General features: G+C 55.4%; 17 protein-coding genes. 11 read left to right on the top strand and 6 right to left on the bottom strand.

All coding sequences use genetic code 11. From position 1 onward, the window contains the following. The first annotated feature begins 22 nt into the window (after positions 1-22). Genes OGX80_RS05635 through OGX80_RS05645 form a run of 3 tightly spaced genes read left to right on the top strand, consistent with a single transcriptional unit; the run spans position 23 to position 2183 of the window. Positions 23-1045 (top strand): hydrolase, encoded by a 1023-nt coding sequence (locus OGX80_RS05635; protein ID WP_012135458.1) that lies wholly within the window; start codon positions 23-25, stop codon positions 1043-1045. After that, complete coding sequence (locus OGX80_RS05640) at positions 1042-1260, top strand: YheU family protein (RefSeq protein ID WP_047460774.1); 219 nt, start codon at positions 1042-1044, stop codon at positions 1258-1260. The genes OGX80_RS05635 and OGX80_RS05640 overlap by 4 nt, the downstream gene beginning before the upstream one ends. A gap of 53 nt (positions 1261-1313) precedes the next feature. Next, entirely contained in the window at positions 1314-2183 is an 870-nt protein-coding gene (locus tag OGX80_RS05645) for a phosphoribulokinase (RefSeq protein ID WP_012135460.1), read from the top strand. A 149-nt stretch (positions 2184-2332) separates the two neighbouring features. On the opposite strand, the gene OGX80_RS05650 is transcribed toward OGX80_RS05645, so the two are convergent. Beyond that, positions 2333-2737, bottom strand: coding sequence for an OsmC family protein (locus OGX80_RS05650; protein ID WP_012135462.1), 405 nt, complete (start codon positions 2735-2737; stop codon positions 2333-2335). A 307-nt stretch (positions 2738-3044) separates the two neighbouring features. On the opposite strand from OGX80_RS05650, the gene crp reads away from it, so the two are divergent. Next, complete coding sequence (gene crp, locus OGX80_RS05655; protein WP_000242758.1) at positions 3045-3677, top strand: cAMP-activated global transcriptional regulator CRP; 633 nt, start codon at positions 3045-3047, stop codon at positions 3675-3677. A gap of 51 nt (positions 3678-3728) precedes the next feature. After that, positions 3729-5816, top strand: coding sequence for a YccS/YhfK family putative transporter (locus tag OGX80_RS05660; RefSeq protein WP_012135464.1), 2088 nt, complete (start codon positions 3729-3731; stop codon positions 5814-5816). A gap of 112 nt (positions 5817-5928) precedes the next feature. On the opposite strand, the gene argD is transcribed toward OGX80_RS05660, so the two are convergent. The 5 genes from argD to ppiA form a co-directional block, all read right to left on the bottom strand. Beyond that, positions 5929-7146 carry a bifunctional acetylornithine/succinyldiaminopimelate transaminase gene (gene argD, locus OGX80_RS05665; protein WP_115181046.1) on the bottom strand — a complete coding sequence of 406 codons (1218 nt, stop codon included), beginning with the start codon at positions 7144-7146 and terminating at the stop codon, positions 5929-5931. A gap of 73 nt (positions 7147-7219) precedes the next feature. Then, positions 7220-7783 (bottom strand): aminodeoxychorismate synthase component 2, encoded by a 564-nt coding sequence (gene pabA / locus OGX80_RS05670; RefSeq protein WP_115181045.1) that lies wholly within the window; start codon positions 7781-7783, stop codon positions 7220-7222. Between the two features lie 31 nt (positions 7784-7814). Beyond that, positions 7815-8417, bottom strand: a complete 603-nt coding sequence (locus OGX80_RS05675) for a putative adenosine monophosphate-protein transferase Fic (RefSeq protein ID WP_012135469.1) — start codon at positions 8415-8417, stop codon at positions 7815-7817. After that, positions 8407-8574, bottom strand: a complete 168-nt coding sequence (gene ficA, locus OGX80_RS05680) for a FicA/YhfG family antitoxin (protein WP_012135470.1) — start codon at positions 8572-8574, stop codon at positions 8407-8409. The genes OGX80_RS05675 and ficA overlap by 11 nt, the downstream gene beginning before the upstream one ends. Before the next feature lie 106 nt (positions 8575-8680). Continuing rightward, positions 8681-9253 carry a peptidylprolyl isomerase A gene (gene ppiA, locus OGX80_RS05685; RefSeq protein ID WP_012135471.1) on the bottom strand — a complete coding sequence of 191 codons (573 nt, stop codon included), beginning with the start codon at positions 9251-9253 and terminating at the stop codon, positions 8681-8683. Between the two features lie 280 nt (positions 9254-9533). Between ppiA and tsgA the strand changes: the two genes are divergently transcribed. The 6 genes from tsgA (at position 9534) to OGX80_RS05715 (ending at position 22185) form a co-directional block, all read left to right on the top strand. Continuing rightward, the gene (gene tsgA / locus OGX80_RS05690) at positions 9534-10715 is read left to right on the top strand and encodes an MFS transporter TsgA (RefSeq protein ID WP_012135472.1); all 1182 of its coding nucleotides are present in this window, start codon (positions 9534-9536) and stop codon (positions 10713-10715) included. A 370-nt stretch (positions 10716-11085) separates the two neighbouring features. Continuing rightward, positions 11086-13629 carry an NADPH-nitrite reductase large subunit gene (gene nirB, locus OGX80_RS05695; RefSeq protein ID WP_115181044.1) on the top strand — a complete coding sequence of 848 codons (2544 nt, stop codon included), beginning with the start codon at positions 11086-11088 and terminating at the stop codon, positions 13627-13629. Next, positions 13626-13952: a nitrite reductase small subunit NirD gene (nirD, locus tag OGX80_RS05700; protein ID WP_012135476.1), complete on the top strand. Its 327-nt coding sequence runs from the start codon at positions 13626-13628 to the stop codon at positions 13950-13952. The genes nirB and nirD overlap by 4 nt, the downstream gene beginning before the upstream one ends. Positions 13953-14134: 182 nt before the next feature. Continuing rightward, the gene (nirC, locus tag OGX80_RS05705) at positions 14135-14944 is read left to right on the top strand and encodes a nitrite transporter NirC (RefSeq protein ID WP_012135477.1); all 810 of its coding nucleotides are present in this window, start codon (positions 14135-14137) and stop codon (positions 14942-14944) included. Positions 14945-14955: 11 nt separating this feature from the next. Beyond that, on the top strand, positions 14956-16329 hold the full coding sequence (cysG, locus tag OGX80_RS05710) for a siroheme synthase CysG (RefSeq protein ID WP_115181043.1): 1374 nt from the start codon (positions 14956-14958) through the stop codon (positions 16327-16329). Positions 16330-16656: 327 nt separating this feature from the next. Further along, positions 16657-22185, top strand: a complete 5529-nt coding sequence (locus OGX80_RS05715) for a pectate lyase-fold domain-containing protein (protein ID WP_286471151.1) — start codon at positions 16657-16659, stop codon at positions 22183-22185. Positions 22186-22221 lie beyond the last annotated feature (36 nt).

Here is a 22221-nt window from a genome sequence, read left to right on the forward strand (position 1 = left end):
TTAAAAAAACATCGCATAATTTATGACTCAAATAACCTCCCCCGACCTTGATATCACCGGTCACGATAGTGCGGAGTTCGTGCCAATGCGCGGTATCCGCAACCGCCACCTGCAAACCATGCTGCCGCGACTCATCCGCCGCAAGGTGAAGTTCGATGCGCACTGGCAACGTCTGGAATTACCGGACGGCGATTTTATCGATCTGGCCTGGAGTGAAGATCCACAGCACGCGAAGCACAAACCGCGTCTGGTGGTTTTTCACGGCCTGGAAGGCAGCCTGAACAGCCCGTACGCTCACGGGCTGATTGAAGCGGCGCAAAAGCGCGGCTGGCTGGGCGTGGTCATGCACTTTCGCGGCTGTAGCGGCGAACCGAACCGGCTGAACCGCATTTATCACTCCGGCGAAACGGAAGACGGCACCTGGTTTTTACACTGGCTACAGCGCGAGTTTGGCGCCGTCCCCACCGCCGCCGTCGGCTATTCGCTCGGCGGAAATATGCTGGCGTGTCTGCTGGCGAAAGAAGGCCGCGAGATCCCGATTGACGCGGCGGTCATCGTTTCCGCCCCCTTCGTGCTGGAAGCGTGCAGCTATCATATGGAAAAAGGGTTTTCCCGCGTTTATCAGCGCTATCTGCTCAATCTGCTGAAGGCCAACGCCGCTCGCAAGCTGGCGGCATACCCCGGCACACTGCCGATTAATCTGGCGCAGCTCAAATCCGTGCGCCGGCTCCGTGAATTTGACGATCTGATCACCGCGAAAATTCACGGCTTTGCCGACGCGATAGACTATTATCGTCAATGTAGCGCCATGCCGATGCTCAACCAGATCGCCAAACCGACGCTCATCATCCACGCGAAAGACGATCCGTTTATGGATCATCATGTGATCCCGAAACCGGAAAATCTGCCGCCGCTGGTGGAGTATCAGCTCACCGAGCATGGCGGGCATGTTGGATTTATCGGCGGGACGCTGCGTCGCCCGGAAATGTGGCTGGAGTCGCGGATTCCCGACTGGCTGACAACGTATCTGGAGGCGTCATCATGATGATCCCCTGGCAAGAGCTGTCTTCTGAGACGCTGGACAATTTGATCGAAAGCTTTGTGTTGCGTGAAGGCACCGATTATGGTGAACATGAACGTTCGCTTGAGCAAAAGGTCGCCGACGTCAAACGACAGCTACAGTGCGGAGAAGCTGTTCTGGTGTGGTCTGAACTGCACGAGACGGTCAACATTATGCCGCGTGGACAGTTTCGCGAATAATCCGCTGCTGACGGCCGACTATACTAAAACTTTTGTTGATTCATGGAGTTGTTATGTCTGCCAAACATCCGGTGATTGCGGTAACAGGATCCAGCGGCGCGGGGACCACGACCACCAGCCTCGCGTTTCGAAAAATTTTCGCGCAGTTAAATCTGCGCGCAGCCGAGGTGGAAGGCGACAGTTTTCATCGTTACACACGCCCCGAAATGGACATGGCGATCCGCAAAGCGCGCGACGCCGGGCGGCATATCAGCTATTTCGGCCCTGAAGCCAACGACTTCAGCCTGCTGGAACAAACCTTTATTGAATACGGACAGACGGGCAAAGGCCAGGCGCGTAAGTATCTTCATACCTACGATGAGGCCGTGCCGTGGAATCAGGTGCCAGGGACGTTTACCCCGTGGCAGCCGCTGCCGGAACCCACCGATGTGCTGTTTTACGAAGGGCTGCACGGCGGCGTGGTAACGCCGCAGCATGATGTCGCGCGTCATGTCGATCTGCTGGTCGGCGTGGTGCCGATCGTCAACCTGGAGTGGATTCAAAAACTGATTCGCGATACCAGCGAGCGCGGCCACTCCCGCGAGGCGGTGATGGATTCCGTTGTCCGCTCAATGGATGACTACATTAATTTCATTACGCCGCAGTTTTCCCGTACCCACATTAACTTCCAGCGCGTGCCCACCGTTGACACCTCCAATCCCTTCGCCGCGAAAGGCATTCCTTCGCTGGACGAAAGTTTTGTGGTCATTCATTTCAGAAATCTGGAAGGGATTGATTTCCCGTGGCTGCTGGCGATGTTGCAGGGGTCGTTTATTTCCCATATCAATACACTCGTGGTGCCGGGCGGCAAAATGGGGCTGGCGATGGAGCTGATCATGTTGCCGCTGGTTCAGCGACTGATGGAAGGGAAGAAGATCGAATAATCTGTTCGCTGTTTGCCGGATGGCGGCTGGCGCCTTATCCGGCCTACAAGGTACGTTTGATATATGCCGGATGGCGGCTGGCACCTTATCCGGCCTACAGAGTGCGAATTCGTAGGCCTGATAAACGTAGCGCCATCAGGCAACCGGCATCACGCCGCAATCACTTCATACGAATGGGTAATATTCACCGCTTTTTCCAGCATCAGCGCCACTGAGCAATACTTCTCAGCCGAAAGATCGACCGCCCGCGCAACCGCCGCGTCTTTCAGGTCATTGCCGGTCACAATGAAATGCAGATTAATATGCGTAAACAGGCGCGGCGCTTCTTCACGGCGTTCGGACGTCAGCTTCACTTCGCAATTCGTCACATCCTGACGCCCTTTCTGCAAAATAGAAACCACGTCGATTGCGCTACAACCGCCTGCGGCCATCAGCACCATTTCCATCGGGCTTGGCGCTTTATCACCGGAGTTGCCATCCATTAAAACCTGGTGGCCGGAGGCAGACTCTCCCAGAAAGGTTAACCCTTCAACCCACTTTACACGCGCTTGCATATTCGGAACTCCAATGTGTCAATTTTCCTGACAGATTACGCGCACATAACAAATCTCGCAACGGAAGGCGACCTGCGTCATGCTGAAGCGAGACACCAGGAGACACACGGCGAAAGCTATGCTAAAACAGTCGGGATGCTACAGTAATACATTGACGTACTGCATGTATGCAGAGGACATCACATTCAGGCTGCAGTACATTTTCGACAGCCCCCTTCCCAGGAATTCGGGAAACCTATTTTTGCAAACCCAGAGGCAGTGTCGTGTTCTGGCTCTGGAGACAGCTTATAACAGAGGATAACCGCGCATGGTGCTTGGCAAACCGCAAACAGACCCGACTCTCGAATGGTTCTTGTCTCATTGCCACATTCATAAGTACCCATCGAAGAGCACGCTGATTCACCAGGGTGAAAAAGCGGAAACGTTGTACTACATCGTTAAAGGCTCAGTGGCAGTGTTGATCAAAGATGAAGAAGGGAAAGAAATGATCCTTTCTTATCTGAATCAGGGCGATTTTATTGGCGAACTGGGCCTGTTTGAAGAGGGTCAGGAACGCAGTGCCTGGGTACGTGCCAAAACGGCCTGTGAAGTCGCTGAAATTTCTTACAAGAAATTCCGTCAGTTGATCCAGGTAAACCCGGATATTCTGATGCGCCTGTCTTCCCAGATGGCTCGCCGTCTGCAAGTGACATCTGAGAAAGTCGGTAACCTCGCCTTCCTCGACGTAACGGGCCGTATCGCTCAGACCCTGCTGAACCTGGCGAAACAACCTGACGCGATGACTCACCCGGATGGCATGCAGATCAAAATCACCCGTCAGGAGATCGGCCAGATCGTTGGCTGCTCCCGTGAAACCGTGGGGCGTATTCTGAAAATGCTCGAAGATCAGAATCTGATCTCCGCTCACGGTAAGACCATCGTCGTCTACGGCACGCGTTAATCCCGTCGGAATGGCGCATTACCGGGTAATGCGCCATTTTTGTTTGCACCGATGTGGCGAAGACTGATTTACCATCCTGAGATCAACTACGCACTACGGCAAACGCTGGTGCTGTGCCTGCCTGTGGCTATCGGCCTGATCATCGGCCAGTTGCACCTGGGACTGCTGTTCTCGCTCGTTCCCGCCTGCTGCAATATTGCCGGTCTTGATACCCCGCATAAACGCTTTTTCAAACGCTTAATCATCGGCGGATCGCTGTTTGCCGGATGCAGCCTGATTACGCAACTGCTGCTGGCGCGCGACATCCCCCTGCCGCTGATCCTCACCGGACTGACGCTGCTGCTCGGCGTCACGGCGGAAATCAGCCCGCTGCATGCAAGGCTGCTGCCCGCTTCACTGATTGCCGCCATTTTCACGCTAAGCCTGGCGGGGAACATGCCGGTCTGGGAGCCGCTGCTCATCTACGCGCTCGGCACGCTATGGTACGGGCTGTTTAACTGGTTCTGGTTCTGGCTGTGGCGCGAACAGCCGCTGCGCGAATCGCTCAGCCTGCTGTATCGCGAGCTGGCCGACTATTGCGAGGCCAAATACAGCCTGCTCACGCAGCATATCGATCCAGAAAAAGCGCTGCCGCCTCTGCTGGTGCGCCAGCAGAAAGCGGTGGATCTCATTACCCAGTGTTACCAGCAAATGCACATGCTGTCGGCCCAGCACAATAATGACTACAAGCGCCTGCTGCGCGCCTTCCAGGAAGCGCTGGACTTACAGGAGCATATCTCCGTTAGTTTGCATCAGCCGGAGGAGGTTCAGAAGCTGGTGGAGCGCAGCCACGCGGAACAGGTTATTCGCTGGAATGCGCAAACCGTCGCTGCCCGCCTGCGCATCATCGCGGATGACATCCTGTATCACCGTCTGCCCAGCCGTTTTTCGATGGAGAAGCAGACTGGCGCGCTGGAAAAAATCGCCAATCAGCACCCGGAAAACCCTGTCGGGCAGTTTTGCTACTGGCACTTTAGCCGTATTGCCCGCGTATTACGCACTCAGCGTCCGCTGTACGCACGCGACCTGATGGCTGATAAACAGCGTCGCCTGCCGCTGCTGCCCGCGCTGAAAAGCTATTTATCGTTTAAATCGCCCGCGCTGCGCAACGCCGGGCGAATCAGCGTCATGTTAAGTATCGCCAGTCTGATGGGCAGCGCCTTACATCTGCCCAAGCCGTACTGGATTCTGATGACCATCCTGTTCGTCACGCAAAACGGCTACGGCGCGACGCGCGTACGCATTCTGCACCGTTCGGCGGGTACGCTGGCCGGTCTGGTGGTGGCGGGCGTCACGTTGCACTTTCGCATTCCTGAAGGCTACACGCTGGCATTAATGCTGATCATTACGCTGGTGAGCTATCTGACCATTCGCAAAAACTACGGCTGGGCGACGGTTGGTTTTACGGTGACGGCGGTCTATACCCTGCAACTGCTGACGCTCAACGGCGAACAGTTCATCGTGCCGCGATTTATTGATACGGTCATTGGCTGCCTGATTGCTTTTGGCGGAATGGTCTGGCTCTGGCCGCAGTGGCAAAGCGGCCTTTTGCGTAAGAATGCCCACGACGCGCTGGAAGCGGACCAGGAGGCCATTCGGCTGATCCTCAGCAACGACCCGCAGCCAACGCCGCTGGCGTATCAGCGAATGCGGGTGAACCAGGCGCACAATACGCTGTTTAACTCGCTGAATCAGGCGATGCAAGAACCGGGGTTTAACACGCACTATCTGGAAGATATGAAACTGTGGGTAACGCACAGCCAGTTTATCGTTGAGCACGTCAACGCCATGACCACGCTGGCGCGCGAGCATACGATGCTGACGCCGGATCTGGCGCAGCGCTATCTGGAATCCTGCGAAATTGCGCTCCAGCGCTGTCAGCAGCGGCTGGAGTATGACGCGCCGGGCGGTTCCGGGGATGTGAATATTCTGGAGTCATCGGAGATGCTCTCCCACGGGCCACTCAGCACGCTGGAACAGCATCTGCAACGCGTGCTGGGGCACCTGAATACCATGCACACCATTTCGTCAGTGGCATGGCGCCAGCGCCCGCATCACGGCATCTGGCTTAGTCGCCGGTTACGGGATATGAAGGGTTGACGTTGTTTGCTGTTTGTTGTTTGTTGTTTGCCGGATGGCGGCGCAAGCGCCTTATCCGGCCTACAGGGAAAACACGATTTGTAGGCCGGATAAGCGTAGCGCCATCCGGCAATCAGCCAACCACTTTCGCCACCGCCTGCGCAAAACGCTGCATCCCTTCGTCAATATCCACCTCTTCCACCACCAGCGACGGAGCAAAGCGCATGACATCCGGCCCGGCATTCAGCACCATAACGCCTTCATGCGCGCCAGCGTAAAGGAAATCCCGCGCCCGGCCTTTGTACTGCGGCTTCAGTTCCGCGCCAATCAACAGCCCCATGCCGCGAATATCGCTGAAAATGTCATACTGCGCGTCAATCTTCTGCAAATGCTGAACAAACCGCTCGCGTTTAGTCTGAACGCCGCTCAGCACGTCAGACGTATTGATGATATCGAACGCGGCCCCGGCAACGGCGCAGGCCAACGGGTTGCCGCCGTAGGTGGAACCGTGCGACCCAACGTGGAACGCGGACGCAATCTCCTGCGTGGTCAGCATAGCGCTGACCGGGAAGCCGCCGCCCAGCGCTTTCGCACTGGTAAGAATATCCGGCGTCACGCCGTAGTGCATATAGGCGAACAGATCGCCGGTGCGCCCCATACCGCACTGAACTTCATCAAACACCAGCAGCGCCTGATGCCGATCGCACAGCTCGCGCAGGCCTTGCAGAAACGCTGGCGTTGCGGCGGTGACGCCGCCTTCTCCCTGGATCGGCTCCACCACCACCGCGCAGGTATGGTCATCCATCACCGCTTTCACCGCGTGCAGGTCGTTGAAAGGAACATGGATGATATCCGCCGGTTTAGGGCCAAATCCGTCGGAATACTTCGGCTGACCACCAACGGAAACGGTAAACAGCGAGCGGCCATGAAAAGCGTTATGGAAGGCGATGATTTTGGTTTTAAACGGGCTATGACGCACGCAGGCATAGTGGCGCGCCAGTTTGAAGGCGGTTTCGTTGGCTTCGGTGCCGGAGTTCATAAACAGCACGCGCTCGGCGAAGGTCGCGTCGATCAGTTTACGCCCCAGACGCAGCGCAGGTTCGTTAGTAAAAACGTTGCTGGTGTGCCACAGCGTTTCACCCTGCGTTTTCAGCGCGTCCACCAGCGCCGGATGGCAATGCCCTAAGGCGGTAACTGCAATCCCACCCGCGAAATCAACGTACTCTTTACCCTGCTGATCCCAGACCCGGCTGCCCTTGCCTTTTACCGGAATAAACTCTGCCGGTGCATAAATCGGCAGGATAACTTCATCGAAAGTCGCGCGCGTAATTGCAGTTTGTTCAGTTGCCATCTTATGCCCATCCAGCTAAATGAAATTTCAGTCATAAAATATGCATAAAAAATCACTATATAGCAACCACAAATCAGCGCGACAGGAAATTAGCCAGCAGTTGATGTCCCTGCTCGCTCAGAATACTTTCCGGGTGGAACTGCACCCCTTCCAGATCCCACTCCCGGTGGCGAATCCCCATAATTTCCTGCGTGTCGCTCCAGGCCGTAACGTCAAAGCAGGCGGGAAGCGTCGCAGGATCGATCACCAGCGAGTGATAGCGCGTGACGGTAAGCGGGTTCGATAGCCCCTGAAAAACGCCCTGGCCGCTATGGGTGACGGGAGAGGTTTTACCGTGCATCACTTTGGCCGCCCGCACGATCGTCGCACCAAAGGCCTGCGCCATCGCCTGGTGTCCAAGACAGACGCCGAGCATGGGAAGGCGCCCGGCATAATGGCGGATTACTGCCAGGGAGATGCCCGCGTCATCCGGCGTACAGGGCCCCGGCGAGATCACGATTTTTTGCGGATTCAGCGCGTCAATTTGCGCCAGCGTCAACGCGTCATTCCGCCTGACCAGGACATCAGCGCCCAGTTCGCAGAAATACTGATAAAGGTTCCAGGTAAACGAATCATAGTTGTCGATCAGCAGAATCATGGCGGCTCCGGTACGTAAGAACCGCGCTATTCTACTCAGTTTCCTGGGCTTCGCTTACCCCTTTACGAAATATTGCCTGTAATCCCGACAGGTCGCCCATCGCGCCGCTCTGGTTCGCCTGGCTCCATTCGGCCACCTGAATGCCGCTCCAGCTCAGGATATAACCGGCGTGGAGCGCCAGTTGCTCAAAGAAGATGCGCTGCGCCAGTCCGCTGCCGATGCGAAAAGGATGCAGCACATTAATTTCACAGTAATAGTGCGCCAGACGATCGGCGAATTTCTCTTTCGTCAGCCCGACCAGATACCCCTCTTCTTCCAGATCCTGCATCAGGGCGTTGCCCTCTTTTTCGATGTAGGCAAAATGGCAAAAACGGGTATCTCCCTGATATATATCGACCTCGCGCAGTTGCCCGGCCCAGTCAAAAACATCCTGATACAGCTGACGATGAATGGCGCGAAGGTGAGGCAGTCCGCGCACCAGGGGGCCAGGTTCAATCGTCGCGGCACGCAGTGCGGTCAGTTCATACGCCGCCTGCTCCAGACGCTGAACCTGCCGGATGCCTAAGCGGTTACGCATGATATTCAGGCCGGGATACAGATAGGGGTCGCGTCCATCACCAAACTTATCGCTCATAGTGCCTCCTTAATTCTGCCAGGCGCACCAGTGCTTCTTCGGCGGTCAGGGTAACTAACGGGATGTCCACCCCTTCCAGACGTCGACTCTCCTGGAAATTGATATTTCGTCGTTGTTCCCAGAGGCGAGACTTTTGTTTATCGGTGAGTTTTTTCACGAGACCTCCCTGAATGTGCCTGCACTTGCCACAAGTATAAGCAGCAAATTCAGGTTACGCAGAGGTCAGGAATCGCGCGGGCATTACTGGCCCGCGCAGAATGCCATTACGGCAGGACTTTGGCGGAAAGGATAACTATCGGTTTTGAAGGAACATTTTGGTAAGGGCCGACATCGTGCGTCTGCACCTGGGAGATTTTGTCAGCGACATCCATCCCTTTCACAACTTTACCAAATACGGCGTAGCCAAAATCGCGCTGGCCGTGATCCAGGAAGGCGTTGTCTGCAACGTTGATAAAGAACTGGCTGGTTGCGCTGTCTTTATCTGCGGTACGCGCCATCGCAATGGTGCCACGGGTGTTGCGCAGCCCGTTGTCCGCTTCGTTCTTGATCGGCGGGTTAGGTTTCTTTTGCTGCATCTGCTCGTTAAAACCGCCGCCCTGCACCATAAAGCCGGGGATCACACGGTGGAACGTGGTGTTGTTATAGAAACCGCTGTTGACATAATCGACAAAGTTTTGCACTGAAACTGGCGCTTTCTGGCTATTCAGTTCCAGTTCAATATTTCCGGCGGAGGTCGTCAGCAGAACATGTGGGTCACCTTTCGCTGCCAACGCTACAGGAGAGAGAGCAGAAAGAGCGAGAACAGCTGCAACAGCCGCCAGAGTCGATTTGAGCATGAGATTTCCTTAACGAGAGCAGTAACAAAAGCAAGTAGATTGATTCTAAAGAGCCTTCAAGGAGCAGGCCAGCCCTTTACCTAATTTTACGTATCTGAAACAAATGTAACCTTACGATTTTGTTGTGCTTTTCGGCATATTAATGTGATCAATGTCACGTTAAAAAATGTAACGCTTACAATAATTGCTAATAAACATTTAAATACATCACTAAAACGCCTAAAATCTGCCCGCTCACGGCGCTGTCAACGCGCTTTACACCTCTATACACAGGCCAGTCATGACTAACAGCAATCGCATCAAGCTCACATGGATTAGCTTTCTCTCCTACGCCCTGACAGGCGCGTTGGTAATTGTCACCGGGATGGTGATGGGAAACATTGCAGAGTATTTCAACCTGCCCGTTTCCAGTATGAGTAACACATTCACCTTTCTTAACGCCGGTATCCTGATCTCTATTTTCCTGAATGCCTGGCTGATGGAAATTATCCCGCTGAAAACGCAGCTGCGTTTTGGCTTTGTGTTGATGGTGCTGGCCGTGGCCGGGCTGATGCTCAGCCATAGCCTGGCGCTTTTCTCTGCGGCAATGTTTGTACTGGGTCTGGTGAGCGGTATCACCATGTCGATCGGTACTTTCCTGATCACCCAGATGTATGAAGGCCGTCAGCGTGGTTCTCGCCTGCTGTTCACCGACTCCTTCTTCAGTATGGCCGGGATGATCTTCCCGATGGTCGCCGCTTACCTGCTGGCGCGCAGCATTGAGTGGTACTGGGTATACGCCTGCATCGGTCTGGTCTACGTGGCGATTTTCATCCTGACCTTCGGCTGCGAATTTCCGGCGCTGGGTAAACACGCGCCGAAAACGGAAACGCCGGTGGTAAAAGAGAAATGGGGCATTGGCGTTCTGTTCCTGTCCATAGCCGCGCTGTGCTACATCCTCGGTCAGTTGGGTTTCATCTCCTGGGTGCCGGAATACGCCAAAGGTCTGGGCATGAGCCTGAACGACGCCGGTACGCTGGTCAGCGATTTCTGGATGTCGTACATGTTCGGCATGTGGGCCTTCAGCTTCATTCTGCGCTTCTTTGATCTGCAACGTATCCTGACGGTACTGGCGGGTCTGGCGGCGGTGCTGATGTACCTGTTCATTAAGGCCCAGCCGGAGCATATGGCGTGGTTTATTCTGACGCTCGGCTTCTTCTCCAGCGCCATTTACACCTCAATCATTACGCTGGGTTCGCAGCAAACCAAAGTGCCGTCGCCGAAGCTGGTTAACTTTGTGCTGACCTGCGGCACCATTGGCACCATGCTGACCTTCGTGGTGACAGGCCCAATCGTGGCGCACAGCGGCCCGCAGGCCGCGTTGCTCACCGCAAACGGTCTGTATGCCGTGGTGTTTGTGATGTGCTTTATCCTCGGGTTTGTTACCCGTCATCGCCAGCATAACGTGCCAGCAGCGCACTGATGATGATTTGCCCGGTGGCGCAAGCTTACCGGGCCTACATGTAACTTGTAGGCCGGATAAGACGCATAGCGTCGCCATCCGGCTTTTTAGCCCGGCTTTTTAATCCTGCTTTTTCGCGCAATTTCCCCCTCCCCCTGACGGCGTAGACCTCGCATTCTTTAGAGGTAGACCTTCTTACGCTAATAACCCCTCATTTTGTACGTTATTTGCACAACAACGAAATGTCTGACAATTCCGTGACTTATAAAAATGCTGACAAATCAGCAATATACCTCTTAAGGAGTATATAAGGCCGAATTTGATTTACATCAATAAGCGGGGTTGCTGAATCGTTAAGGTAGGCAGTAATAGAAAAGAAATCGAGGCAAAAATGAGCAAAGTCAGACTCGCTATTATCGGTAATGGTATGGTCGGCCATCGCTTTATTGAGGACCTTCTTGATAAATCCGACGCTGCCAATTTTGACATTACCGTGTTCTGTGAAGAACCCCGCAAAGCATACGACCGTGTCCACCTGTCTTCCTACTTCTCCCACCACACCGCTGAAGAGCTGTCTCTGGTGCGTGAAGGCTTTTATGAGAAGCACGGCGTTAACGTTCTGGTCGGCGAACGCGCTATTACGATCAACCGTCAGGAGAAGGTCATCCACTCCAGCGCGGGTCGTACGGTTTATTACGATAAACTGATCATGGCGACCGGTTCCTACCCGTGGATCCCGCCAATTAAAGGTTCCGAAACCCAGGACTGCTTTGTTTACCGTACCATTGAAGATCTCAACGCCATTGAAGCCTGCGCCCGTCGCAGCAAACGCGGCGCGGTGGTCGGCGGCGGCCTGCTGGGTCTGGAAGCCGCTGGCGCGCTGAAAAACTTAGGTGTCGAAACCCACGTTATCGAATTTGCCCCCATGCTGATGGCAGAACAGCTGGATCAGATGGGCGGTGAGCAGCTACGCCGTAAAATCGAAAGCATGGGCGTGCGCGTACACACCAGCAAAAACACCAAAGAGATCGTTCAGGAAGGCGCCGAAGCGCGTAAAACCATGCGTTTTGCCGACGGTAGCGAGCTGGAAGTCGACTTCATCGTTTTCTCTACCGGTATCCGCCCGCGTGACAAACTGGCCACCCAGTGCGGCCTGGACGTCGCTCAGCGCGGTGGTATCGTGATTAACGACGCCTGCCAGACGTCTGACCCGGATATCTACGCGATTGGCGAATGCGCCAGCTGGAACAACCGCGTGTACGGTCTGGTCGCGCCTGGCTACAAAATGGCGCAGGTTGCCGTTGACCACATCCTCGAAACCGAAAACGTGTTTGAAGGCGCAGACCTCAGCGCCAAGCTGAAACTGCTGGGCGTGGACGTCGGCGGCATTGGCGATGCGCATGGCCGCACGCCGGGCGCGCGTAGCTACGTTTACCTCGACGAAAGCAAAGAGGTCTACAAACGCCTCATCGTCAGCGAAGACAACAAAACCCTGCTCGGCGCGGTGCTGGTGGGCGATACCAGCGATTACGGCAACCTGCTGCAACTGGTGCTGAACGCGATTGAACTGCCGGAAAACCCGGACTCGCTGATCCTGCCGGCACATTCTGGCAGCGGTAAGCCTTCCATTGGCGTTGATAAACTGCCGGACAGCGCGCAAATCTGTTCCTGCTTTGACGTCACCAAAGGGATGCTGGTCGCCGCCATCAACAAAGGCTGCCACACCGTTGCGGCGCTGAAAGCGGAAACCAAAGCCGGTACTGGCTGCGGCGGCTGTATTCCGCTGGTTACTCAGGTTCTGAACGCCGAACTGGCGAAACAGGGTATTGAAGTGAACAACAACCTGTGTGAGCACTTTGCGTACTCGCGTCAGGAACTGTTCCACCTCATCCGCGTGGAAGGCATTAAAACCTTTGAAGAACTGCTGGCGAAACACGGTAAAGGCTACGGCTGCGAAGTGTGTAAACCGACCGTCGGTTCTCTGCTGGCCTCCTGCTGGAACGAATACATTCTGAAGCCACAGCACACCCCGCTACAGGATACCAACGACAACTTCCTGGCGAACATCCAGAAAGACGGCACCTACTCCGTGATCCCGCGTTCTGCGGGCGGCGAAATCACGCCGGAAGGTCTGGTGGCCGTAGGTCGCATCGCGCGTGAGTTTAACCTGTACACCAAAATTACCGGTTCTCAGCGTATCGGTCTGTTCGGCGCGCAGAAAGACGATCTGCCAGAAATCTGGCGTCAGTTGATTGAAGCGGGCTTCGAAACCGGTCACGCGTATGCCAAAGCGCTGCGTATGGCGAAAACCTGCGTGGGCAGCACCTGGTGCCGCTACGGCGTGGGCGATAGCGTCGGCTTCGGCGTCGAACTGGAAAACCGCTACAAAGGCATCCGTACCCCGCACAAAATGAAATTTGGCGTCTCCGGCTGTACCCGTGAATGTGCGGAAGCCCAGGGTAAAGACGTGGGGATTATCGCCACGGAAAAAGGCTGGAACCTGTACGTCTGCGGTAACGGCGGGATGAAACCGCGTCATGCAGACCTGCTGGCGGCGGATATCGACCGCGAAACGCTGGTTAAATACCTCGACCGCTTCATGATGTTCTACATCCGTACCGCCGACAAACTGACCCGTACCGCACCGTGGTTAGATAACCTGGAAGGCGGTATCGACTACCTGAAGTCGGTCATCATCGACGACAAACTGGGCCTGAACGCGCATCTGGAAGAAGAGATGACCCGCCTGCGTGAAGCGGTGGTGTGCGAGTGGACGGAGACCGTAAATACACCGTCTGCGCAGGTTCGTTTCAGACACTTTATCAACAGCGATAAGCGCGACCCGAATGTTCAGGTGGTGCCTGAGCGTGAACAGCATCGTCCGGCAACGCCGTACGAGCGCATTCCGGTAACTCTGGTGGAGGAAAACGCATGAGCCAGTGGAAAAACATCTGCAAAATCGATGACATTCTGCCGGAAACCGGCGTCTGCGCGCTGTTAGGCGAAAAGCAGGTCGCCATTTTCCGTCCATATCACAGTGACCAGGTATTCGCGATCAGCAACATCGACCCGTTTTTTGAGTCCAGCGTGCTGTCGCGCGGATTGATTGCCGAGCATCAGGGCGAACTGTGGGTTGCCAGCCCGCTGAAAAAACAGCGTTTCCGTCTGAGCGACGGTCTGTGCATGGAAGATGAAAGCCATTCCGTCGCGCACTACGAAGCTCGCGTGAAAGACGGCGTGGTGCAACTGCGCGGTTGATGAATTTGGGGAGGCGCAACGCCTCCCTTTTTGACGTCTTTGTAGGCCTGATTTGTAGGCCTGATAAGCGCAGCGCCATCAGGCAAAAACATACCGCCGGATGGCGGCATAAATGCCTTATCCGGCCTACGGTTTTACGATTTCTTTTTTAATTTTATTGTTTTTACTTCAAGGATAATCAAATGTTTACAGACACTATTAACAAGTGTGCGGCTAACGCTGCGCGCATTGCACGCCTGTCGGCAAATAATCCGCTCGGTTTCTGGGTGAGTTCCGCAATGGCTGGCGCCTACGTCGGTCTCGGCATCATTCTTATTTTTACCCTCGGCAATCTGCTTGACCCTTCCGTTCGCCCGCTGGTGATGGGCGCTACCTTCGGCATCGCCTTAACGCTGGTGATCATCGCCGGTTCTGAACTCTTTACCGGCCACACCATGTTCCTGACGCTCGGCGTAAAAGCGGGCACCATCAGCCACGGTCAGATGTGGGCGATTCTGCCGCAAACCTGGCTGGGCAACCTGGTGGGCTCCGTGTTCGTCGCGCTGCTGTATAGCTGGGGCGGCGGCAGTCTGCTGCCGGTCGATACCAGCATCGTTCACACGGTTGCGCTGGCGAAAACCACCGCGCCCGCCACGGTACTGTTCTTTAAAGGCGCGCTGTGCAACTGGCTGGTTTGCCTGGCGATCTGGATGGCGATTCGTACCGAAGGCGCGGCGAAATTCCTCGCTATCTGGTGGTGTCTGCTGGCATTCATCGCGTCCGGCTACGAGCACTCCGTCGCCAACATGACGCTGTTCGCCCTCTCCTGGTTCGGTCATCACGGCGACGCCTACACGCTGGCGGGAATTGGTCATAACCTGCTGTGGGTGACTCTCGGCAATACTTTGTCCGGTGTCGTATTCATGGGATTAGGTTATTGGTATGCTACGCCAAAAGCGGAGCGTCCGGCTCCGGCAAAAATCAATCAAACTGAAGCTACTGCCAATAATTAAGAGGTAATGTCGTGGACCATTTGCCTATATTTTGTCAATTACGCGATCGTGACTGTCTGCTCGTCGGCGGTGGCGATGTCGCAGAACGCAAAGCGCGGTTACTGCTGGAAGCAGGCGCTCGATTAACGGTCAACGCGCTGGCGTTTATTCCGCAGTTCACCGTGTGGGCAAATGAAGGCATGTTGACGTTAGTTGAAGGGGCATTCGAAGAATCCCTGCTCGACGGATGCTGGCTGGCGATCGCCGCGACCGATGATGACGCCGTGAACCAGCAGGTGAGCGAAGCCGCTGAGTCACGCTGCATTTTCTGCAACGTGGTCGATGCGCCAAAAGCCGCCAGTTTCATCATGCCCTCCATTATCGACCGTTCGCCGCTGATGGTGGCGGTCTCCTCCGGCGGCACCTCGCCCGTTCTCGCACGCTTGCTGCGCGAGAAACTGGAGTCCTTGCTGCCCCAGCACCTCGGCCAGGTTGCGCATTACGCCGGCCAGCTCCGCGCGCGGGTGAAAAAGCAGTTCGCCACAATGGGCGAGCGCCGTCGCTTCTGGGAAAAACTGTTCATCAACGACAGGCTCGCGCAGTCGCTGGCGAATGCCGATGCGAAAGCGGTGTCGGAGATCACCGAGCAGATGCTTAGCGAACCGCTGGATCACCGTGGTGAAGTGGTGCTGGTGGGCGCGGGCCCTGGCGACGCCGGGCTGCTGACGCTGAAAGGGTTACAACAGATCCAACAGGCGGATGTGGTGGTGTATGACCGTCTGGTCTCCGACGACATTATGAATCTGGTACGCCGCGACGCTGACCGCGTGTTCGTTGGCAAACGCGCGGGCTATCACTGTGTTCCCCAGGAAGAGATTAACCAGATCCTGCTGCGAGAAGCGCAGAAAGGCAAACGCGTGGTGCGTCTGAAAGGCGGCGATCCGTTTATCTTCGGTCGCGGCGGCGAAGAGCTGGAAACGCTGTGCCACGCCGGTATTCCGTTCTCGGTTGTTCCCGGAATTACCGCGGCCTCCGGGTGCTCGGCTTATTCCGGCGTTCCGCTGACTCACCGCGACTACGCGCAAAGCGTGCGTCTGGTCACCGGGCACCTGAAAACGGGCGGCGAGCTGGACTGGGAAAACCTGGCGGCGGAGAAACAAACGCTGGTGTTCTATATGGGGCTGAATCAGGCGGCGACCATTCAGGAGAAGCTGATCGCATTTGGTATGCAGGCCGATATGCCTGTGGCGCTGGTCGAAAACGGTACTGCCATCAAGCAGCGCGTGGTCAGCGGCGTTCTTGCGCAATTAGGCGAGCTGGCGAAACAGGTCGAAAGCCCGGCGCTGATTATTGTCGGTCGGGTGGTCGCGTTACGCGATAAGCTAAACTGGTTCTCAAACCATTAATAAATATAGATGCCCTATATCAGGGCATCTTTTTTTTAACACTTTAACGATCATTCATTCTTACATTACACTTTAAATAAGCTAAATCCATTCATTGCGTAAATATAAAAAAGAATAACGCCATAAAATACCGCACAAAACATCCATTATCTCTTTTTTATTCGCTAAATAAATTCACCGCACAAATATCGGCAGAATAAAGGCTGGATTGACGCCCCCTGGGTAGTCAGTGGCAAAATAGCGCCATTCATTAATTTTGCAAATAAAGGTTGTCTGTCAGGGCCGCCTTATATTTCTTATTTTATTTACAGGATGGCAACTATGTTTATGCAAAGGAAAAAACTCCTTGCAGTGGGTATTGCGATTGCACTGCAAACATATTACTGCCCGGCAATTGCGGCAGAGAATACCGAAGATGAGAAAGAATGTCCGGTAAATATTTCGTCGTTATCTCAGGCGGAACGCAATAAGTTACCGGCGAAATGTCTGACGGCAGAAGCCGGGCAGGATAACCATTGGGCATGGGTCGCCAGCGGCGTAGCGGCTCTGGCGGCGGGCATCGCCATTGGCAATCACAGCGACGGCGACTCTCACCACCATTCAACAACGCCAGTCCCGCCAGACGACGGGGGCGACGTTACCCCAACGCCGCCGGATGACGGCGGAGATGTCACCCCAACGCCTCCCGATGATGGCGGCGACGTCACACCGCCCGATGATGGCGGTGATACGCCAGTACCGCCTGACGACACGTCCGTGACGACCTTCAGCAATCAGGTGACGCTGGATAAAGGCACAGACACCCTGCACTTCGACGACATCAAACTGGATAACGGCGAGCACCTCGGCGAAGCCACGCTCAGTTATTCCGAACAAGACGCGCAGTGGCAGTTAACCACCCAGGACGGCAAAACGCTGGCGATTTCCGGCTGGAACGTTACCGACAGCAACGCGGCCGTGATTGAAGGCGCTCAGGCCAACGGCTTTTACTGGAAGTACGACAGTCGGGGCTATCTGATCCTCGCGGATAACAATACTCAGGTTGTCACCGGAGACGGCAAGACGCACACCACCGATCGCGAACTGGATATCAGCGGGAAAAATCGTACCGGCGTCATTATCTCGGGCGATAACACCCGTAATACGCTGAACGGGGATTCCACCGTAACCAATGGCGCAGTTGGCCTGGTTATTAGCGGCGACGGCACCACTAACGCTATTTCAGGCAAAAGTACGGTAGATGGCGCTACCGGGGCGTTAATTTCCGGTAATGGCACCTCGACCTCGCTCTCCGGCGATATCACCATCAGCGGCGGCGGTACGGGCATCGTTATCGATGGTGATAACACCCTCATTGATAATGCGGGGACTTCCAGCATTAGCGGCGCAGGTTCTACCGGTTCCATCATTAACGGCAATAACATTCGCCTCATCAACAAGGGGGAATTAAACGTTTCTGACGGCGGCACCGGGGCAAAAATCACCGGCGACAATGCTATTGTCGATAACAAAGGCCATTCGACAACCCGCGGTACCGGCTCTACTGGGCTATATATTGAGGGCGATCATGCGCTGGTGATTAATGAAGGTAATCAGCTCATCGCCGATGGCGCGACGGGCGTGCGCATTGATGGCGACAACGCCCGCGTACTCAATACCGGCAATATGGCTGTCGACGGCGCTGGCTCAACAATCGCCACCATTACGGGCAATAACGCTGACATGACGCAGAATGGCGATCTGTTGGTTATGAATGGCGCGACGGGCCTGACCATCAACGGCGAAGAAAGCGAACTCACAAACAGCGGCAACACCACCGTGCGTAACGACGGCTCTGTCAGCTTCGTTGTGGCTGGTACACAAAACGCCTTCAACAACAAAGGTGATATCAACGCCAGCCTTAACGGTACGGGAACGCTGATCAGCGGTACTGAATCGCAGGTCAGTCTGACGGGCGATATTAACGTTGTCTCAGTGCAGGACAGCAGCGGCGTATTTCGTGGGGCAACCGGTCTTAACGTTTCTGGCGACACGAATACGACAACTATTCTGGGTAATGTGAACATCGAGGGCAGTTACGCGCAAGACGCTCAAATTAAAAGCTATGAGCAGTTACAAGGCATTACCGTCAACGGCAATCAAAATACGGTCAATCTGGATGGCGCGATGAATATCCATCTTGACAGTTCTGATATCAGCTCTGGGTATGCGAGCGTTGTCGGCCTCGATATCAGCGGCAGCGGTAACACCGTGAATGTCGCCGGTGGTATAAACATCGACTTTTCCCAAAACGAAGCGGCTGCTGGCTCTGAAGCTATCGGTATCAACATTGATGGTGACAACACGTTAACGCTAAGCGGTAAATCTACCGTGGATATGACCACTATCTCAGGTGGCCAGGCCACGCTGGCAAACGTTAATAATGGCGGCTCCCTGCTCGTTACCGATGACGCCACAATTGAAGTGAACGCCGACTATCTGTACTCATATTACTCCGTCGGAAATAAAGCCCTGCTGTCAGCTCATGGCCAGGGCTCGACGATTGAAAATCAGGGCGATATTACCACCCACGGAACGGCCAACGTTCTCCTTGCCGATCAGGGAGCGGAAGCGAGCAACAGCGGCAATATTCTCGTCTACGGAAGCAGTGACGATACGGGAGATGACCGTTCTGCCATCACCCGTGCAAATCGCGAAGATGCGGTCGTACACAACAAAGCGGGGGCCGATATCACCCTCTTTTCTAACCAAACGCCAGAGTACATTGACGGCATCAATCTCTACCCGGAAAGATGGTATACCCACACGCTTTACGCCATGCTGGCGTCCCAGGGCGGCAGCGTCGTTAATGATAAAGGAGCGACCGTCCATTTACAGGGCGCGGGAGCATATGGCGTCAGTGCCAGTGTAGGGACGGCGTTAAACGAAGGCGATATTTATCTGGACGGTTTTATCCCGACGCTGGACGATGAAAACAATATCATCAGCACAGACTACTGGCAGCCGACACACCTCTATTTGACCAGCTCGGCAATGGTTGCCGGTTCCACCGACATCGGCTACGGTGACGCCACGGCCATCAACACCGGCACCATCACCGTCAACAACGCCGGGTTCGGTATGATGGCGCTCAACGGCGGCACGGCCGTTAACCAGGGTACTATTACGCTGACCGCTGATGAAGGTGTGACCGGCGAGGAAAACCAACTGGTGGGGATGGCCGCATTAAACGGCGGCACCGTCGTGAACGACACCACCGGCACCATCAATATTGATGCCGACTACGGTCAGGCGTTCCTTAGCGACAGCAACAGCTACATCATCAATAACGGCGCCATCAACCTGAACGGCAGCCCGATGGACGAAAACGACCCGCATATGGGTTCCACGCCAACCGATAAAATCTGGATACGGTCGCTGCCCGGCAGCGGCGACAGCGATAGCCAAACTTCAGAAGCGGGCTTTTTCACCACCGGAGCGCTGGCGAATTACGGCAATGAAACGCTGAACGGCGATATCGATGTTAACGGCTGGCTGTACAACGAAGCAGGCGCCACGCTGACCATCAACGGCGATATGGCGATGAATGCCGGAGGCGATCTGGAAAACCACGGGACGATGCATGCCGATACGATCAGTACGTATCACAGCCTGTTCAACCGCGCAGACGGCAGCCTGACCACTGACCTCCTGACGCTTAATGGCGATATCACCCTGTTCAACGAGGGCAGCTTTACCGGCTCAATTACAGGAACCTCTTACGCCCAGGAAGTCGTCAATACCGGCAATATGACGGTGGCGGAAGATGGCAAATCGCTCATCAACGGCAGCTTTGCGTTTTATAACCAGGAAGGCGCAACGCTTACCAACAGCGGCAACGCGGTAGAAGGCGGCGAAAACACCATCATCAACATGACGCGAACCGACAGTTCCATCGCTCAGGTGAACAGCGGCACCATTACCGCCACCAACGGTTACAGCGCCATCACCACCGCGAATGCCAGCAACACCCCGATGTGGATCTGGAACACGGAAACCGGCGTGATTAATGGTATTAACCCGGACGCCCCTCTGATCAACCTCAGCCGTGGCTATAGCTTTGGCAACGAAGGGACCATTAACGTCCAGGGCGACAATGCCGTGGCGATCAGCGGCGGCACCAGCAGTTATATCATCGACCTGGTCAACAGCGGCACCATCAACGTCGGCACCGAACAGGGGCAAATAGACGGAACCAACGGCACCGGACTTATCGGCATCAAAGGCAACGGCAACGCCACCACCATCAACAACACCGCCGATGGCGTGATCAACGTGTACGCGAATGACTCTTACGCGTTTGGCGGCCAGAGCAAAACCATCATCAATAATGGCGAAGTGAATCTGCTGTGCGACACCGGCTGCGGCATCTACGCCCCTGGCACTACGGGTACGCAGGACGATCACAACGGTACGGCGGATATCGTGATCCCGGATGCGATTGTCGCGCCGACGCAGGGTGATATTCCAGCGCCTCCGGCCGATCCGAATGCGCCGCAGATGTTAAGCAACTACATTGTGGGCACCAATGCCGACGGCAGTTCCGGTACGCTGAAAGCGAATAACCTGATGATTGGCGACGACGTGAAGGTGAATACCGGCTTTACCGCAGGTACGGCAGAGACCACCGTCGTGGTCGATAACGCCTTTACCGGCAGTAATATCCAGGGCGCGGACAATATCACCTCCACCAGCGTGGTGTGGAACGCCCAGGGCAGCACCGACGGCGACGGCAACGTTGACATCACCATGACCAAAAACGCCTATGCGGATGTGGCGACGGAGAGTTCCGTCAGCGACGTCGCACAGGCGCTGGACGCCGGGTATACCAACAATGAGCTGTACAACAGCCTGAACGTTGGCACGACCGCAGAGCTGAACAACGCCCTGAAACAGGTCAGCGGCAGCCAGGCGAACACCGTCTTCCGCGAAGCCCGCGTACTCAGCAATCGCTTTACGATGCTGGCGGACGCCGCGCCGCAGGTGAAAGACGGTCTGGCGTTCAACGTGATGGCGAAAGGCGATCCGCGTGCCGAACTGGGTAACGACACCCAGTACGACATGCTGGCGCTGCGCCAGACGCTGGATCTGACCGCCAGCCAGAACCTGACGCTGGAATACGGTATTGCGCGTCTGGACGGCGACGGTTCGCAGAAAGCGGGCGACAACGGCGTGACCGGCGGCTACAGCCAGTTCTTCGGCCTGAAGCACAGCATGACCTTTAATGAGGGTCTGGCCTGGAACAACAGCCTGCGTTATGACGTGCATAACCTCGACAGCAGCCGCTCTGTCGCCTATGGCGACGTCAATAAAGTGGCGGATTCTGACGCCCGTCAGCAGTACATGGAGTTCCGCAGCGAAGGGGCAAAAACCTTTAACCTGATGGACGATGCGCTGAAAATCACGCCGTATGCGGGCGTTAAGCTGCGTCACACACTGGAAGAAGGTTACAAAGAGCGCAGCGCCGGGGACTTCAACCTGTCGATGAACAGCGGCAGCGAAACGGCCGTAGATTCCGTGCTTGGCCTGAAAATGGACTACGCCGGGGAAAACGGCTGGAGCGCAAGCGCCACGCTGGAAGGCGGCCCGAACCTGAGCTACACGAAAAGCCAGCGTAGCGCCACGCTGGCGGGTGCAAGCGACCAGCGCTTTAGCGTTGACGACGGCCAGAAAGGCGGCGGTCTGAACGGTCTGGCAACGATGGGCGTGAAGTACAGCGCCCAGGACAGCAGTCTGCATCTCGACGCTTATCAGTGGAAAGAGGACGGCATCAGCGATAAAGGCTTTATGCTGAACTTTAAGAAAACATTCCGTTAATTAAATAAACGCCACGGCCTGGAGAATATACATCAT

Origin of the sequence: Citrobacter sp. CK194 (assembly GCF_030333395.1) — a bacterium.
Lineage (GTDB): Bacteria > Pseudomonadota > Gammaproteobacteria > Enterobacterales > Enterobacteriaceae > Citrobacter_B > Citrobacter_B koseri.

Bases quoted from the DNA above. Each gene is read 5' to 3' on its own strand.
- nirB (WP_115181044.1), top strand. From the start codon at position 11,086: ATGAGCAAAGTCAGACTCGCTATTATCGGTAATGGTATGGTCGGCCAT.
- OGX80_RS05715 (WP_286471151.1), top strand. From the start codon at position 16,657: ATGCAAAGGAAAAAACTCCTTGCAGTGGGTATTGCGATTGCACTGCAA.
- tsgA (WP_012135472.1), top strand. From the start codon at position 9,534: ATGACTAACAGCAATCGCATCAAGCTCACATGGATTAGCTTTCTCTCC.
- OGX80_RS05660 (WP_012135464.1), top strand. From the start codon at position 3,729: ATGTGGCGAAGACTGATTTACCATCCTGAGATCAACTACGCACTACGG.
- OGX80_RS05635 (WP_012135458.1), top strand. From the start codon at position 23: ATGACTCAAATAACCTCCCCCGACCTTGATATCACCGGTCACGATAGT.
- OGX80_RS05640 (WP_047460774.1), top strand. From the start codon at position 1,042: ATGATGATCCCCTGGCAAGAGCTGTCTTCTGAGACGCTGGACAATTTG.
- pabA (WP_115181045.1), bottom strand. From the start codon at position 7,783: ATGATTCTGCTGATCGACAACTATGATTCGTTTACCTGGAACCTTTAT.
- OGX80_RS05675 (WP_012135469.1), bottom strand. From the start codon at position 8,417: ATGAGCGATAAGTTTGGTGATGGACGCGACCCCTATCTGTATCCCGGC.
- nirD (WP_012135476.1), top strand. From the start codon at position 13,626: ATGAGCCAGTGGAAAAACATCTGCAAAATCGATGACATTCTGCCGGAA.
- ppiA (WP_012135471.1), bottom strand. From the start codon at position 9,253: ATGCTCAAATCGACTCTGGCGGCTGTTGCAGCTGTTCTCGCTCTTTCT.
- argD (WP_115181046.1), bottom strand. From the start codon at position 7,146: ATGGCAACTGAACAAACTGCAATTACGCGCGCGACTTTCGATGAAGTT.
- nirC (WP_012135477.1), top strand. From the start codon at position 14,135: ATGTTTACAGACACTATTAACAAGTGTGCGGCTAACGCTGCGCGCATT.
- OGX80_RS05650 (WP_012135462.1), bottom strand. From the start codon at position 2,737: ATGCAAGCGCGTGTAAAGTGGGTTGAAGGGTTAACCTTTCTGGGAGAG.
- OGX80_RS05645 (WP_012135460.1), top strand. From the start codon at position 1,314: ATGTCTGCCAAACATCCGGTGATTGCGGTAACAGGATCCAGCGGCGCG.
- crp (WP_000242758.1), top strand. From the start codon at position 3,045: ATGGTGCTTGGCAAACCGCAAACAGACCCGACTCTCGAATGGTTCTTG.